Raw genomic sequence first — 15,890 nt, 5'->3', positions numbered from 1 at the left:
AATGCTTGCTCACTATTTCCGAAAACTGGTTCCCGCTTCGGGATCATGCCTCTCTAGATCATCTCCAACCCACGTTTGTGCGCCGGCGGCGGGAAGGCGCGGTCGAGATCGGCGATGTCCTGTGGCGTAAGCTTGATGTCGAGCGCGGCGACATTCTGGCGGACATGTTCCTGGCTGCTTGCCTTCGGGATGGCGATGACGCCCTCCTGATGCATCACCCAGGCCAGGGCGATCTGTGCCGGGGTCGCATTGTGGCGGGCGGCGACGGCGTCGAGCCTGGCATTGCGCGCCAGCGCGCCCTGCTCGACCGGCGAATAGGCCATCAAGGGGATGCCGCGCTGCCGGCTCCACGGCGCCAGGTCGAATTCGAGGCCACGCCGGACCAGATTGTAGAGCACCTGGTTGGTCTGGACATTGCCGCCATCGGACAAGCCGATCAGCTCTTCCATCTCGTCGGTGTCGAAATTGCTGACGCCCCAATAGCGGATCTTGCCGGCCTTTTTCAGGGCCTCGAAGGCCGCGACCGTCTCAGTCAGAGGCACGCTACCGGGCCAATGCAGCAGATAGAGGTCGATGCGGTCGGTGCGCAGGCGTTTCAGGCTGTTTTCGCAGGCGCGCTGCACGCCCGCGCGCGAAGCGTTTGACGGCAGCACTTTCGAGACCAGGAAGGTCTCGTCGCGGCGCCCGGCAATGGCCTCGGCCACCACCTCCTCGGCGCCGCCGCTGGCATACATTTCGGCGGTGTCGGTCAGTGTGATGCCGAGGTCGAGGCCGAGCTTGAGAGCATTCACCTCATCGGTACGGCGGCTGATATCCTCGCCCATCTTCCATGTCCCCTGACCAAGCACCTGAACGGCTTCGCCAGAGGGCAGTTTGGTGGTTCTGATGGTCGACGGCATGGCGGGCTCCAGTTGGGGCCGGATCGCATCACAGGCTGGGCGAGAAATCCAGAGGCGTTCTCGCCGCCTAGGCGATTGCCGAAAGTCTACTTCACCGGATGGGCGGCGAGCCAGGCCTGCATCTGCTTGATCTCGGCTTCCTGCGCGGCGATGACGCCTTCGGCGAGCTTGCGGATTTCCGGGTCCTTGCCATTGGCGAGCTCGACCTTGGCCATGTCGATGGCACCCTGATGGTGCGGGATCATGCCCTTGACGAAATCGACATCGGCATTGCCGGTGTATTCAGATGCCATCATGTCGGCATGCATCTTGTCCATCGCGGCTTTGTAGCCTTCGGTCGAAGGGCTGGTCGCGTCCGTCGCCATGGCGCCCATGTCGTGTTTCATCTCCTCGCTCTGTGCCGGGACGCTTTCGAGGAAGACAGCAAGCAGCATTCCGGCCGCCATCAGCAAAAGCACGAGTTTTTTAGCCAAGGTCATTCATGGTCTCCTGTTGGGTGGGTTTCGTATCTGGGGGCTTGGCTCAGAGTTTCAATGTTCTCAGCCGCAATGCGTTTGCGATCACCGACACCGAGGACAGGCTCATCGCCGCCGCCGCCAGCATCGGCGACAACAGCGTGCCGGTGAGCGGATAGAGCACACCGGCGGCGACCGGCACGCCAAGCACGTTGTAGAGGAAGGCAAAGAACAGGTTCTGGCGGATGTTGCGGATCGTCGCCTGCGCCAGCGTGCGCGCCCGCACGATGCCGTTGAGGTCGCCCTTGACCAAGGTGATGCCGGCGCTTTCGACGGCGACATCGGCGCCGGTGCCCATGGCGATGCCGACATCGGCGGCGGCAAGGGCGGGTGCATCGTTGACGCCGTCGCCGGCCATGGCGACGCCTTTGCCCGTGGCGCGCAGCTCGTCGACGAGGGCGGCCTTCTGCTCCGGCAACAGGCCGGCGCGAACCTCGTCGATGCCTAGGCTTCTGGCGATCGCCCTTGCCGTGCGTTCGTTGTCGCCGGTCGCCATGATGATCCGCAAGCCGCTGTCGTGCAGCGCCCTAATCGCCTCGGCGGTGGTCGCCTTGACCGGGTCGGCGACGGCGACGAGGCCGGCCAGTTTCTTGTCCACGACGACGAACATCGCCGTCTTGCCTTCGACCTGCAGCGCCTCGGCCTTGGCTGAGATGGGTGTGGTGTCGATGCCGAGATCAGCCATCATGGCGGCATTGCCGAGCGCGATTTTCTTTCCCGAGATCGAACCGGAAACGCCCTTGCCGGTGACTGCCTCGAAGCCGGAGGCCTCATTGATCTTCAGTCCGCGCGTCCCAGCGCCGTCAACGATGGCCTCAGCCAACGGATGCTCCGAGCCCTTCTCCAGACCCGCGGCGAGCGCCAGCAATTCGTCGTCGGAAAAACCGTTTGCCGCAACGACATCGGTCAGTTTCGGCCGGCCTTCGGTCAGCGTACCCGTCTTGTCGACGATCAGCGTGTCGACGGAGGCGAAGCGCTCGAGCGCCGCGGCCTCCTTGATCAGCACGCCGGCATGCGCCCCGCGCCCGGTGGCGGTCATGATCGACATCGGCGTGGCGAGGCCGAGCGCACAGGGGCAAGCGATGATGAGCACCGACACCGCCGAGACGATGGCAAAGATCAGGCTGGGCTCGGGTCCAAACACGGCCCAGGCGATGAAAGCGGCAATCGCGACAAGGACGACAGCCGGGACAAAGTAGAAAGAAACGCGATCGGCCAACCCTTGAATCGGGGCGCGGGAGCGCTGCGCCTTGGCGACGAGCTCGACAATGCGCGCCAGCGTCGTCTCGGCGCCGATCCGCTCGGCGCGCATGATCAGCGAACCTTGTCTGTTGAGCGTGCCGCCGGTCAGCGCATCGCCCTCGGTCTTCTCGACCGGCAACGGTTCGCCCGTGATCATCGATTCGTCGATCGAGGAGCGGCCTTCCAGCACCGTGCCGTCGACCGGCACGGCATCACCGGGGCGGAGGCGCAGGCGATCGCCGGCCTTGACCGCGTCGAGCGGCACATCGCTTTCGGAACCGTCGGCGGCGATCAGCCGCGCGGTCTTCGGCGCGAGATCGAGCAAGGCGCGGATTGCCGACCCGGTCTTTTCACGGGCGCGCAACTCCAGCACCTGGCCTAGGAAGACCAGCGCGACGATGACGGCGGCAGCCTCGAAATACACCGGCACGGCACCGCCATGGCCGCGGAACTGATGCGGAAAAATGTCCGGAAACAGTGTGGCGACGACGCTGTAGAGATAGGCGGCACCAACGCCGAGCGAGATCAGCGTCCACATGTTGGGGCTGCGGTTGACCAGCGAGTCCCAGCCGCGGTGGAAGAAGGGAAAGGCGGCCCAAAGCACCACCGGACTTGCCAGGACCAGCTCGATCCAGACCTTTGTCCGATCCTCGACCAGGCCTTCAAACGTCAGGCCGATCATGGGCGCCATGGCGATGATCAGAAGGGGGACCGACAGGACGGCGCTCACCCAGAACCGCCTGGTGAAGTCGACCAGCTCGGGATTTGGCCCTTCATCGCCCGTCGGCACGCCCATCGGCTCCAGGGCCATGCCACAGATCGGGCAGGACCCAGGCTTGTCGCGGATGATTTCGGGATGCATCGGGCAGGTGTATTGCGTGCCCTTGGGCATCGGCTGCGGCGCCGGCTTGTCGCCGAGATATTTTTGCGGCTCCGCCTCGAATTTCGCCTGGCAAGCGGCGGAGCAGAAATAGAAACCCTGACCTTCGTGGCGGGCAAAGTGCCTGGCTGTCGCGCGATCGACACTCATGCCGCAGACCGGATCAGTGGCCGTCAGGAATTTTTCCGGCTCGGCGACGAATTTCGTGCGGCAGCCCTGGCTGCAGAAATGATAGAGATGGCCATCATGCTCGGCCGTCGGTTTGCCGGCGGCCGGGTCGACGATCATGCCGCAGACCGGGTCGCGCAGCAGGGCCGGATCCTCGGCCGCAGCTTTCGCCGCGCAGCAGCTGCCATGCGCATGGTGGCCGTGGTCTGAATGTGTCATTGCGAAATGCCTCGATGTTTCTGCTTCGAGGGTCAGGTAGTGCTTCCAGTAACTGGAAGGTCAAGGCCTGTTTCGACTTTTTGCATCACCGGCCCGGTGCGCGCGATTCTCCCATAAAAAGTCCTTACGCGGCAACATCGCCGCTGCTAGAGAGCCCCGGTGGTCCCGGAAGGTGAAGAGTTCGTCGGTAATGAAGCGTCTGGTCATCAATCTCGATCGGTCTCCTGAGAGGCTTGCCCATATGACGGCGGAGTTTGCCCGCATTGGCGTTGCGTTCGAGCGGGTGGCCGCAATCGATGCCAGGGAACACCCGGACCTGGTGTTGCAACCGCAGCACGCCATGCATGCCATCCGCCCCCTGTCGGGGAGCGAGATCGCCTGCTTGCACAGCCATCGCACCTGCTGGACGATCATTGCGCAAGACGAGGCCCCGTACGGCGCCGTGTTCGAGGACGACATGGTGCTTTCCGCGAAGGCCGGCGCGCTGCTTGCCGATACGAGTTGGATTCCGGCCGATGCCGATGTCGTCAAGCTCGAGACCTTCTTTGCCAAAACCATGATCCAGCGCAGAAGGATCTCCGTTGGCCGCGGTTTTTCCGTATTCAGGCTGAGCAAGAGCCATGTCGGGGCTGGCGGTTACCTGCTCTCGAGGCAGATGGCGCGCCATCTTCTCGATGCAACCGCACAGGTCAACGTGGCTGTCGATGAACTCATCTTCGATCTGGCTCTCCCGAGATCGGCGCGCAAGACGATCTACCAGCTCGTTCCCGCTGTGTGCGCGCAGGACCAGTTCGTCGGCGACAGACTGCCAAGCCTGCTTGAGCAGGAACGGGAAGCCGCACGGGTCGCAAGCGGGCTTGCCGTAAAACGCAGGAAACCGACCGCCCAGAGAATCAGGAAAGAGGCCGGGCGAATTCTACGCTGGATCATCGATTTCTGCAGATTTCGGCAACATATTGTCGTCCCTCTCGACCGGATCGAGGCAAACGACTAGGCCGCTTTCGGGGCTGGCCTCCCGCCCCATACCCAGCGCCGCGAAAACGCGCTATAGACGCCGCCGAAAAGGCAAGGCCGACTTGGACATATGGCAAGAATCTCCCTGAAGCTCGACGAACTGATCGACGGCGAAGCCTTGCGCCGCGAGATGACCGCGCTGACCGCGGCCACGGCAGGCGACGGTTCCGGACAGGCCGCGCGCAGCGGTGTGCTCCAGCTGCTCAAGGGACGGTTGGCCGAGGGGCGCACCGTTGCCGAGCGCATGCTGCGGGACGATGGCGGTGGCAGCGCCTGCGCGGCGCGGCTGTCGCATCTCATGGACGAGATCATCCGGGCGCTTTACGATTTCGCCGTCACCCATGTCTACCGGGTCAAGAACCCGTCTTCGGCGGAGCGCATGGCCGTCGTCGCTGTCGGCGGCTACGGCCGCGGCACGCTGGCGCCCGGGTCCGACATCGATCTTCTGTTCCTGCTGCCCTACAAGCAGACGCCGTGGGGCGAACAGACCGTCGAATACATGCTCTACATGCTGTGGGATCTCGGGCTGAAGGTTGGCCACGCCACCCGCAATATCGACGAATGCCTGCGCCTGTCGCGCACCGATGTCACCATCCGCACCTCGATCCTCGAAGCGCGTTTCCTGTGGGGCGACGAAAAACTCTATGACGAACTGATGCTGCGCTTCGACCATGAGGTGGTGCGCACGACCGGCCCCGAATACGTCCAGGCCAAGCTTGCCGAGCGCGACGACCGCCATGCCAAGGCCGGCGAAAGCCGCTATCTCGTCGAGCCCAACGTCAAGGACGGCAAGGGCGGCCTGCGCGATCTGCAGACGCTGTTCTGGATCGGCAAATATTTCTACCGGGTGCGCACCGGTGAGGAGCTGGTCGACAAGGGCGTCTTCACCGAGGGCGAATACCGGGAGTTCCAGAAGGCCGAGGATTTCCTGTGGGCGGTACGCTGCCACATGCATTTCCTCACCGGAAAAGCTGAAGAACGGCTGCATTTCGACATCCAGCGCGAGATCGCCGAACGGCTGGGCTACACCACGCACCCCGGCCTGTCGGCGGTCGAGCGCTTCATGAAGCACTACTTCCTGGTTGCCAAGGATGTCGGGGACCTGACCCGCATCTTCTGTGCCGCGCTCGAGGAAGAGCAGGCCAAGCACGTGCCGGGCTTCAACCGCATCTTCCTGACTTTCTCCAGGCGCAAGCGCAAGCTGGCCGGCACCTCCGACTTCATTGTCGACAACCACCGCATCAACATCGCCGACGACCAGGTGTTCGAGCGCGATCCGGTCAATCTTTTGAGATTGTTCTGGTTCGCCGACAAGCACGGCCTGGAATTCCATCCCGACGCGCTGAAGCTGCTGACCCGCTCGCTTAGCCTAGTCAACAAGTCGCTGCGGCGCGACGAGGAGGCCAATCGGCTGTTCCTCGACATCCTGACGTCAGACCGCAATGCCGAACTCAATCTGCGGCGCATGAACGAGGCCGGGCTGCTCGGCAGGCTGATCCCCGATTTCGGCAAGATCGTCGCCATGATGCAGTTCTCGATGTACCACCACTACACGGTGGACGAGCACCTGATCCGCTGCATCGGCGTGCTGGCCGAGATCGAGCGCGGCGACGGCGAAAAGATCCATCCCCTCTCGCACACGCTGATGCCGGGACTGAAGAAGAGCCGCGAGGCGCTCTATGTCGCCGTGCTTCTGCATGACATCGCCAAGGGCAGGCCGGAGGATCATTCCGAGGCCGGCGCCAGGATCGCACGTCGCATCTGCCCGCATATGGGGCTGTCGCCGGCCGACACCGAAACCGTGGCCTGGCTGGTCGAGAACCACCTTGTGATGTCGATGACGGCGCAGACCCGCGACCTCAACGACCGCAAGACCATCGAGGATTTCGCCGCGATCGTGCAGTCGGTCGAGCGGCTGAAGCTGCTTTTGATCCTCACCGTCTGCGATATCAGGGGCGTTGGACCCGGTGTCTGGAACGGCTGGAAGGGCCAGTTGCTGCGCACGCTCTACTACGAGACCGAATTGCTTTTGACCGGCGGTTTTTCAGAAGTGTCGCGCGCCCAGCGCACGGCGGCGGCGCGCGAGCGTCTGGCCGAGGCGCTTGGCGACTGGCCGGACAAGGCCCGCAAGCGCTATGTCGGCCAGCACTACGAGAATTACCTTTTGACCGTCGATCTCGCCGACCAGCTGCGCCATGCCGAGTTCATCCGCGAGGCGGATGTGGCGGGCAACAAGCTCGCCACCATGGTCAAGACCCACCAGTTCGAGGCGGTGACCGAAATCACCGTGCTGGCGCAGGACCATCCCCGCCTGCTGTCGGTCATCGCCGGGGCTTGCGCCGGAGCCGGCGGCAACATCGTCGACGCGCAGATCTTCACGACATCGGACGGCCGCGCACTCGACACCATCCTGATCTCGCGGGAATTCGACCGTGACGAGGACGAGCGCCGGCGCGCCGAGCGTGTCGGCCGGTTGATCGAGGACGTGCTGTCGGGCAAGAGCTGGCTGCCGGAGATGATCGAGAAGCGCACCAAGCCGCGGCGTGGCGCCAAGGTGTTCAAGATCCCGCCACGCGCCGAAATCCGCAACACGCTGTCCAACCGTTTTTCGGTCGTCGAGGTCGAAGGCCTGGACCGGCCGGGGCTGCTGTCGGAGATCACCGGAACGCTTTCCGACCTGTCGCTCGACATCGCATCGGCCCACATCACCACCTTCGGCGAAAAGGTCATCGACACCTTCTATGTCACCGATCTAACCGGCCAGAAGATCGACAGCCCGGCCCGCATCGCGACCATTCGCAACCGGCTGATGGCGACGCTCGAAGGCATCGTGCCCGAACGCGGCGGCAAAGCCAGGGCGGCGGCCGCCGAGTGACCGCCACCATCACTTTGTCCTTATCCTGTAGGCAGTCTCCAAACGCATGAGCCTCGTCAAGAAATTCGCAACGGTCGCTTCCGGCACGCTGATGAGCCGCGCGCTCGGTTTCGGCCGCGAGATGCTGATGGCGGCCGCACTCGGCACCGGACCGGTCGCCGACGCCTTCAACGCCGCCTTCCAGTTTCCCAACACCTTTCGCCGGCTGTTTGCCGAGGGCGCCTTCAACGCCGCCTTCGTGCCGCTGTTCGCCAAGGAGATCGAGACCCACGGCACCGATGGCGCCAAGCGCTTCTCCGAGGAAGTGTTCGGCGTGCTGTTCACGGCGCTGCTGGCGCTGACCATCGTCATGGAACTGTCGATGCCGCTGATCGTGCGCTATTTGGTGGCGCCGGGTTTTGCCGGCACGCCGGGGAAGTTCGACACCACGGTGACGCTGGCGACGATCATGTTCCCCTACCTGATCTGCATGTCGCTGGGCGCCATGATGGCGGGCATGCTGAATTCGCTGCGCCGCTATTTCGCCGCCGCAGTGGCACCGGTCTTCCTCAACATCATCCTGATCGGCGTGCTCGGTTATGCTTGGTACAAGGGCTCCGACGCACTCACCGTCGGCTATGGGCTGTCCTGGGGCGTGCTTGCCGCCGGGCTGGTGCAACTGGCGATCGTCTGGGTGGCGGTGCGCCATGCCGGCATCTCGATCGGCTTCCGCCGGCCGAAAATGACGCCCGCTGTCAAGCGGCTGTTGATCCTGGCGCTGCCGGCGGCAATCACCGGCGGCATCACCCAGATCAACCAGCTGATCGGCACGGCAATCGCCTCTGCGCAGAACAGCGCGGTGTCCTCGCTCGCCTATGCCGACCGCATCTACCAGTTGCCGCTCGGCGTGGTCGGCGTGGCGGTGGCGATCGTGCTGTTGCCCGAACTGTCGCGGGCGCTGAAGTCGGGCAATCTGATCGAAGCGGCCAATCTGCAGAACCGCTCGGTCGAATTCACGCTGTTCCTGACGCTGCCGGCAGCCGCCGCGCTCTGGGTGATGTCGGAGCCGATCGTGCGGCTGGTCTATGAGCGCGGCGCGTTTGCCGCCAACGGCTCGACGCCGACAGTGGCGGCGATCCTGGCGATCTTCGGCCTCGGCCTGCCGGCCTTCGTGCTGATCAAGGCCTTCACGCCGGGTTACTTCGCCCGCGAGGACACACGCACGCCAATGATGTTTGCCGCCATCTCGGTGGCGGTGAACGTCACCACGGCGCTGACGCTGTTTCCAAGGATGGGGGCGCCCGGCATTGCGGTGGCCTCCGCAGTCGCCGGCTGGGTCAACGCGCTGATGCTGCTCGGCGTCCTGATCCGGCGCGGCCATTGGGGCCGCGACGTGCCGCTGATGAAACGCATTCCACGTCTGGTGCTGTCGGCGGTGGTGATGGGAACGGCGCTCTATTTTGCCGAACACTGGTTCGCCGTCAGGCTCGGCCTGGGCTCGCCGCTGGTCGTCAAGGCGACGACGCTGCTGTCACTGGTTGCCGGCGGAGCGCTGCTCTACTTCATAACCGCGTTTGCCACCGGCGGCGCCGATTTCGGCATGATCCGGCGCAATGTCAAACGCGGATCGGGCAAGTCGGCGCCACCGGTCGCAGAGACCGAACTGGACGAGTAGAGCGCCAGATCCACCTGCAGCGCCGTCTTGATCGCGGCGCCGTCTTCGTCCATAAGCGCGCCGTCGAAAGACTTTCGCCGCGCGCGAAACGGCCCTCCACAAGCCATGAGGACAATCATGACCGCCTTCAAGCCACTCGTCTTTTCCGGGGTCCAGCCGACCGGCAATCTGCATCTCGGCAACTATCTCGGCGCCATCAAGAAATTCGTCGCCCTGCAGGACACATCCGACTGCATCTATTGCGTCGTCGACCTGCATTCGCTGACAGCCCAACTCGTCTATGAAGACCTCGCCGACCAGACGCGGTCGATCACCGCGGCGTTCCTGGCTTCGGGCATCGACCCGAAGAAGCATATCGTCTTCAACCAGTCGCGGGTCATGCAGCATGCGGAGCTCGCCTGGATCTTCAATTGCGTGGCGCGCATCGGCTGGATGAACCGTATGACGCAGTTCAAGGACAAGGCCGGCAAGGACCGCGAGAACGCATCGCTCGGCCTGCTAGCCTATCCCTCCCTGATGGCTGCGGACATTCTGCTCTACCGTGCCACCCACGTGCCCGTGGGTGAGGACCAGAAGCAGCACCTGGAGCTGACCCGCGACATCGCGCAGAAGTTCAACAACGACTTCTCCGACCGCATCGCCGCCCTTGGCGTCGGCGTCGAGATGCAGGTCGGCGAGGAGACCGTGAACGGCTATTTCCCGCTGACCGAACCGGTCATCGGCGGGCCGGCGGCGCGCATCATGTCGTTGCGCGACGGTTCCAAGAAGATGTCGAAGTCGGACCCGTCGGATCTGTCGCGCATCAACCTGACCGACGACGCCGATGCCATCTCGAAGAAGATCCGCAAGGCCAAGACCGACCCGGAAGCGCTGCCGAGCGAGCTGGACGGTCTGGCTAGCCGGCCGGAGGCGGAAAACCTTGTCGGCATCTATGCGGGTCTCGCCGAGATGTCGAAGGCGGACGTGCTGAAAGAGTTCGCCGGCCAGCAGTTTTCGGTGTTCAAGCCGGCACTGGCCGACCTTGCGGTGGAAAAGCTGGCGCCGATCGCCAGCGAGATGCGCCGCATTTCCGACGACCGTGCCTATGTCGACGCGGTGCTCAAGGACGGCGGCGAGCGTGCCGGCGTGCTGGCCGAAGCGACGATGAAGACGGTGCGCGACATCATCGGGCTGCTGCAGGCCTAATTCCCACAGTCAGCGCACTGCACAATATTGGCCCAAGGCCGGCGGCTTGCCGCCGGTCCGCCGCAGTGGCAGATTGCGGCCGATAAAGCATCGAGTAGATAGACATGGTCTCCAAACGCCTCAGCCGCGAAGCCGGCCATCGACGCAAGTTCCTGGCGATCATCGACGACACGCCGGAGTGTGAGCGCGCCGTCGCCTATGCCTCGAAGCGGGCGCAGAGCACCAGCGGCACGCTGGTGCTGCTCTATGTCATCGAGCCGGATGATTTCCAGCACTGGCTGGGCGTCGAGAAGATCATGCGCGAGGAGGCGACCGCCACGGCGCGCGCAGCACTCGACACTTATGCCAACAAGGTGCGCCAGAAGCTTGGCATCGAGCCTGAGATGGTGGTGCGCGAAGGCAAGCCGACGGAAGAGATCCACAAGCTGATCGAAGAAGACCAGGACATCGCCATCCTGGTGCTGGCCGCCGGTGCGGGCAAGGAAGGCCCGGGGCCGCTGGTCGGCGCTGTGGCCGGCAAGGGTGCGGCCTTCCCGATCCCGGTGACCGTGGTGCCGCAGAATCTGTCGGACGAGGAGATCGACAGCCTCGCATGAGGCTGCTTCGAGTGCGTCCCGGGGCGCGCAAAAACATTCCGCCAGCCAGCCCTTCCGGCGATGCGTTTCGCTTGAATGTCCAGCCAATTGAGCCTATTTAGAATTATTCCAAACTAGCTGCCCGCAACGGGCACGGAGATGGCCATGTTCATCCAGACCGAATCGACGCCAAACCCGGCGACGCTGAAATTCCTGCCCGGCAAGGAAGTGCTTCTGGAAGGCACCGCCGATTTCCGCGATGCCGACAGCGCCGCAATTGCCTCGCCGCTGGCTGGCCGGCTGTTCGAGATTCCCGGCGTCACCGGTGTTTTCTTTGGCTATGACTTCATCACCGTGTCCAAGGACGGCCCCGACTGGCAGCATCTGAAGCCGGCTATCCTTGGTGCCATCATGGAGCATTTCATGTCCGGCGCGCCTGTCATGGCCAAGGCCGGCCCAGCCGCCGAGACCAGCCAGACCGGTGAGTTCTATGACAAGGCCGACGAGGAGTTGGTCATCACCATCAAGGAACTGCTCGACACGCGGGTGCGCCCGGCGGTCGCCCAGGATGGTGGCGACATCACCTTCCGCGGCTTCGAGAACGGCACGGTATTCCTGCACATGAAAGGCGCCTGCGCCGGCTGCCCGTCATCGACGGCGACGCTGAAGCACGGCATCCAGAACCTACTGCGCCACTTCGTGCCGGAAGTGCAGCAGGTCGAGCAGGTCTCCTGACCGCTCTCCTGCCGGCAGACACTTCCATCGCAAACAACAAAAAACCGGGCCGAATTGCCCGGTTTTCTGTTTGGGACGTCCGTTGTTGCCTAGACGGTCCGCGTACGAAAGCTACCTCTATCTGATCATGATTTTCACGAGAACCGGTACTGGTTTCTCGGCATCATGACCTAAAGAACAATGACCTTGGCGCCGACCGAGGCGCGGTCATAGAGGTCGATAATATCCTGATTCATCAGGCGAATGCAGCCTGACGACATTGCCTTGCCGATCGAATTCCATTCCGGGCTGCCGTGCAGGCGATAGCCCGAATCACCGCCCTTGTTGAACAGGTACATGGCGCGCGCACCAAGCGGGTTCTTCAGGCCCGGCTCCATGCCGCCGGCAAACTTTTCCAGTTCGGGCTGGCGCTGGATCATCTGCCTCGGCGGCGTCCAGGTCGGCCACTCGCGCTTCAGCGCGATATGGGCGGTGCCGTGCCACTCGAAACCCTCGCGGCCAACGCCGATGCCGTAGCGAATTGCCCTTCCATCACCCTCGATGAAGTAGAGGAACTTGTTCTGCGTATCGACGATGATGGTGCCCGGCTTTTCCGGGCTGTCGTAGTTCACTTCCTGCCGATGGTACTTCATCGGCACTTTCTCGATCGGGATGCGTGGCAACTGGTAACCGGCGTCGGTGACCGCGCCGTAGTCGTTGGAGAATATCTGCGAGCCGATGGTGCTGCAACCGGCGATAGCAGTGGAAAGCGCCAGTGCGGCGACAATTGCAAACGACTTCATGCGCATCAGGTGATCCGGTGCCCCGCCCCAACTTCGGCGGCACGAGTCGGCCGCTTTCTCACCATCATTCATGCTGGCATTTGCTTTGCTTGCCAAGCGCGCGATGCCTATATGCCGGAGTTGACGTGCTGGTAAGCGTATCACTATGGCATTTCGGCAACAGCCCTCACAGGATTGTGAAGGAAATTCAAGGGGCCAAGTCCACGGGCTCCTGAGAATCGAGGAGAATCGTCATGAACGTCGGTGACGCCGCCCACCGCTCCGGCCTGCCGGCCAAGACCATCCGCTACTATGAGGAGATCGGCCTGATCGCCCCGGCGCGCGCCGCCAACGGCTACCGCGACTATTCCGGAGACGACATCCACCGGCTGGCCTTTCTGCGTCGCGCCCGCAATCTCGGCTTTTCCATCGACGATTGTCGCCAGCTGATGGCGCTCTACCAGGACCGCAGCCGCGCCAGCCACGACGTGCGCGAGATCGCCGCCGCCCATGTCACGGCGATCGAGGAGAAGGTGCGCGAGCTGCAGTCGATGCGCTCGACCCTGCAGAAACTGATCCATGCCTGCCACGGCGACGAAAGGCCGGATTGTCCGATCCTTGATGACATGGCGGGCGCCGCCATGCTCGACGACAAGGCCGCTTCAGCGAGACCTTAGGAAGAAACTGCCGAAAGCCGGCCGTCGACCGTGTTTGTCATCAGCCACGACGTGCCCTGACACGAGATAGCGGAATAGCGGACCTGTTGAGGCCTGCGGCTTCGGTCAAACGGGGCAGCCTGAAACACACACGATGGCCGTAACCGTCGTGAGCTTTTCGCGCTTCACCAGCGTCGGTCGTTCATAAGTCTTCTTCATGAGATGTCCCCCAATGCCCCGGAGAAGTGGGGCATTTGGGCACACGGATTGTCAAGTCGACGCTAAAGAAGGCCTGCCACAGCCGGCACGCAGTTCAATCGGCACAATTCTCTTCGGCATCTGGGCGCGTCAATCTGCCGCTCTATGTCTTCCTTGTCGCAATGATCAAGGATGGAGATTGGCATGGATCGGCGATTGCTTCTAACTGGAATGCTTGGACTGGCCGGGGCTGCGACCGTGATCGCTATTGCGCGTCCTGCCATCGCGTTGGCCGGCATTCCGAATAAGGGACCCGGCATTCTCGATGAACTCGACAAACCGTCCGACGCCATCCTCGACCAGGATGGTCCTGATGTCCAAGACGGCATCGAGCCCGTGCGCTGGTATCGCAGGAGGCGCCGCCGCGGCTGGAGACGGGTTTGCCGTCGCTATTGGCGTCACGGTTACTGGCGCCGCAGATGTTTCCGCAGATCCTTCTGGATCCGCTTCTGACGAAAGCCGGCAGACGCGAAGCTCTCGGCATCCGCCGGGGCTCTCGTTGTCGATATTGGCTAGACTTCCAGCCAAGGAAAAAGGCCCGCCACCATCAGGCAGCGGGCAGATTCTGGAGTGCCAGGGGATCAACCCAGCAATTGGTCAACGAGCGAGCCACGGGTTGGTTGCAAGCGGCACGCAGGCCGACTGAGCGTTTTTAACCAAGTCGCAGGGCTGGAGGCGGTTCGGCGCGCCTTAATATTCGATCAAATAAAGTAGCGGAGCGCCCAATGGACATTTTCAAAACTGTCAGGTCTTTTCATGTAAAACTCAGACCTGACCCTTACTTTCCAGGTATAGATGGAAAGAAGCGGCCCGGCAGCCTTTCCTTTGGGTGGACTTGCTACCGGGCCTGACCGGAGCGGGGTGTAGTGGGGGAGCTCCGGCTGCCTCCCGAAATACCACTTTCTCTTTATATGCGCTCTAGCTAATTTAATGGGAACTACGCGCGACCCGGTAACCGGCTGCACCCATCACGGGAAAGTGAACGTGACGTCGCTGTGGAGTTCTGATCATTGGATGCCTCCCATTGAAGGAGGTCCCCCATGCCTGCTTATGCCATTCTTGCTTTGGCTATTATCGGTGAGGTTGTCGCAACGAGCGCTATGAAAGCCTCAGAGGGCTTCACCAGGCCTGGCCCGTCGATATTGGTGCTGCTCGGTTACGCAGCGGCATTTTTCTTTCTGTCCCAGGTCCTGGATCGGATACCGGTTGGCGTCGCCTATGCAGTATGGGCGGGCGGCGGCATTGTTCTGGTCGCGTTGGTCGCCTGGATTGTCTATGGGCAAAGACCCGACCTGGCAGGCTTCGTCGGCATGGGCCTGATCCTGGCCGGCGTATTGGTTCTAAACCTACTGTCCAAAGCGAGCGCCCATTAATTGGGCCGGGTTTGTCAGGTGCGCGCATTGCCGGGCGCGCCGCTAAGCCCGCTGTATGGTGAGCGCTGGTTTTGTTCGGAGGCGGAAGCTCGCGCCGCAGGCTGGCGCAAGGCAAGGCGATAGGCCATTACGTCACGGCAACCAATATATGATGACTGACTAAAGTGCGGAACGTCCAACAAACATTTGTGGAACCTTTACAGGCCTCTCAGACCTTTGCGTGCGGAAGACAAGACTTTAGTCCTGCTGTCTTATATTTTGGAGCGGACGTTACGGCGCTACACAAGGCTGGCCTCCACGGGGTCAAGGCCGTTTATATCTACGCCTGGATAGGGACTTCAGTCTTAATTGAGTAATCTCTAATGTATCTATAGCATTGGGCAATGCGGGGGACGATCCCAATCGCCAAAAGCCTAATCCCGCGATGGCCGGTGCCCACTCAACTCCTAGTAAACCCCAGCACCGGCCATCCTTTTGGGCATATTTGAGATTGGTTGACATAACGGAACGTCCAGTGGACATTCGCGCAAACGTCAGACCTTGGTTGGTGAGGCGCAGGGCTTTGGTCCCTGCTGTCTTATAATTAAGAACGGAAGTTGATCGGCGCGACACATCAAGTCGATTTGCGCTGACGATCCCTTTGTTTTTCGAGGAACAGCTTGGCGTGTTCCGCCCAATCAGCCGCCGTGACTTTGTGCTCCTGAACGGACTTTCCGAAAGCCTTGCGCAGAGCGTCAAGGTCAAAGGCCCACATTTGTTCGCCTTCGGTGCTGTTCGATTTTGCGTCGCCCGTCCCCATGGAAACGATGGTATGCACCGCAAGTTCAATCTTTCAAGGATCAATGCCTGACTTCTTTTGGGTATATCCGGGTATGTCAAAT

At 62.4% G+C, this 15,890-nt stretch carries 14 protein-coding genes; 9 read left to right on the top strand and 5 right to left on the bottom strand.

Annotated elements, in window-relative coordinates:
* Positions 1-53: 53 nt before the first annotated feature.
* The 3 genes from EJ076_RS07680 to EJ076_RS07670 form a co-directional block, all read right to left on the bottom strand.
* The gene (locus EJ076_RS07680) at positions 54-899 is read right to left on the bottom strand and encodes an aldo/keto reductase (protein WP_126067477.1); all 846 of its coding nucleotides are present in this window, start codon (positions 897-899) and stop codon (positions 54-56) included.
* A gap of 86 nt (positions 900-985) precedes the next feature.
* Entirely contained in the window at positions 986-1,378 is a 393-nt protein-coding gene (locus EJ076_RS07675; RefSeq protein ID WP_126067476.1) for a DUF305 domain-containing protein, read from the bottom strand.
* A 43-nt stretch (positions 1,379-1,421) separates the two neighbouring features.
* Entirely contained in the window at positions 1,422-3,923 is a 2,502-nt protein-coding gene (locus tag EJ076_RS07670) for a heavy metal translocating P-type ATPase (RefSeq protein WP_109666044.1), read from the bottom strand.
* 190 nt (positions 3,924-4,113) lie between these two features.
* Between EJ076_RS07670 and EJ076_RS07665 the strand changes: the two genes are divergently transcribed.
* The 6 genes from EJ076_RS07665 (at position 4,114) to EJ076_RS07640 (ending at position 11,961) form a co-directional block, all read left to right on the top strand.
* Positions 4,114-4,917 (top strand): glycosyltransferase family 25 protein, encoded by an 804-nt coding sequence (locus tag EJ076_RS07665; RefSeq protein WP_126067475.1) that lies wholly within the window; start codon positions 4,114-4,116, stop codon positions 4,915-4,917.
* A 90-nt stretch (positions 4,918-5,007) separates the two neighbouring features.
* Positions 5,008-7,812 carry a [protein-PII] uridylyltransferase gene (locus EJ076_RS07660; protein ID WP_109666040.1) on the top strand — a complete coding sequence of 935 codons (2,805 nt, stop codon included), beginning with the start codon at positions 5,008-5,010 and terminating at the stop codon, positions 7,810-7,812.
* Between the two features lie 46 nt (positions 7,813-7,858).
* Positions 7,859-9,466 (top strand): murein biosynthesis integral membrane protein MurJ, encoded by a 1,608-nt coding sequence (gene murJ, locus EJ076_RS07655; RefSeq protein WP_109666038.1) that lies wholly within the window; start codon positions 7,859-7,861, stop codon positions 9,464-9,466.
* A 117-nt stretch (positions 9,467-9,583) separates the two neighbouring features.
* Positions 9,584-10,651 carry a tryptophan--tRNA ligase gene (gene trpS, locus EJ076_RS07650; RefSeq protein WP_109666728.1) on the top strand — a complete coding sequence of 356 codons (1,068 nt, stop codon included), beginning with the start codon at positions 9,584-9,586 and terminating at the stop codon, positions 10,649-10,651.
* A 104-nt stretch (positions 10,652-10,755) separates the two neighbouring features.
* Positions 10,756-11,247, top strand: coding sequence for a universal stress protein (locus EJ076_RS07645; RefSeq protein WP_056590042.1), 492 nt, complete (start codon positions 10,756-10,758; stop codon positions 11,245-11,247).
* Positions 11,248-11,391: 144 nt separating this feature from the next.
* Positions 11,392-11,961 carry a NifU family protein gene (locus EJ076_RS07640; RefSeq protein WP_015314175.1) on the top strand — a complete coding sequence of 190 codons (570 nt, stop codon included), beginning with the start codon at positions 11,392-11,394 and terminating at the stop codon, positions 11,959-11,961.
* Between the two features lie 170 nt (positions 11,962-12,131).
* Here the strand turns inward: EJ076_RS07640 and EJ076_RS07635 are convergent, their stop codons facing one another.
* Positions 12,132-12,749 (bottom strand): L,D-transpeptidase, encoded by a 618-nt coding sequence (locus tag EJ076_RS07635; protein WP_109666035.1) that lies wholly within the window; start codon positions 12,747-12,749, stop codon positions 12,132-12,134.
* Between the two features lie 227 nt (positions 12,750-12,976).
* Between EJ076_RS07635 and cueR the strand changes: the two genes are divergently transcribed.
* The 3 genes from cueR to EJ076_RS07620 all read left to right on the top strand — a co-directional run bounded on the left by cueR (position 12,977) and on the right by EJ076_RS07620 (position 15,009).
* On the top strand, positions 12,977-13,399 hold the full coding sequence (cueR, locus tag EJ076_RS07630) for a Cu(I)-responsive transcriptional regulator (RefSeq protein ID WP_109666033.1): 423 nt from the start codon (positions 12,977-12,979) through the stop codon (positions 13,397-13,399).
* A gap of 381 nt (positions 13,400-13,780) precedes the next feature.
* Complete coding sequence (locus EJ076_RS07625; protein WP_109666726.1) at positions 13,781-14,089, top strand: protamine-2 (modular protein); 309 nt, start codon at positions 13,781-13,783, stop codon at positions 14,087-14,089.
* A 587-nt stretch (positions 14,090-14,676) separates the two neighbouring features.
* Complete coding sequence (locus EJ076_RS07620) at positions 14,677-15,009, top strand: SMR family transporter (protein WP_109666031.1); 333 nt, start codon at positions 14,677-14,679, stop codon at positions 15,007-15,009.
* A 613-nt stretch (positions 15,010-15,622) separates the two neighbouring features.
* On the opposite strand, the gene EJ076_RS07615 is transcribed toward EJ076_RS07620, so the two are convergent.
* Complete coding sequence (locus EJ076_RS07615) at positions 15,623-15,826, bottom strand: hypothetical protein (protein WP_126067474.1); 204 nt, start codon at positions 15,824-15,826, stop codon at positions 15,623-15,625.
* Positions 15,827-15,890 lie beyond the last annotated feature (64 nt).

The sequence above is a fragment of the Mesorhizobium sp. M7D.F.Ca.US.005.01.1.1 genome, from assembly GCF_003952545.1.
Classification (GTDB): Bacteria; Pseudomonadota; Alphaproteobacteria; order Rhizobiales; family Rhizobiaceae; genus Mesorhizobium; species Mesorhizobium loti.
This window is presented reverse-complemented; position numbering and strand designations above follow the sequence as displayed.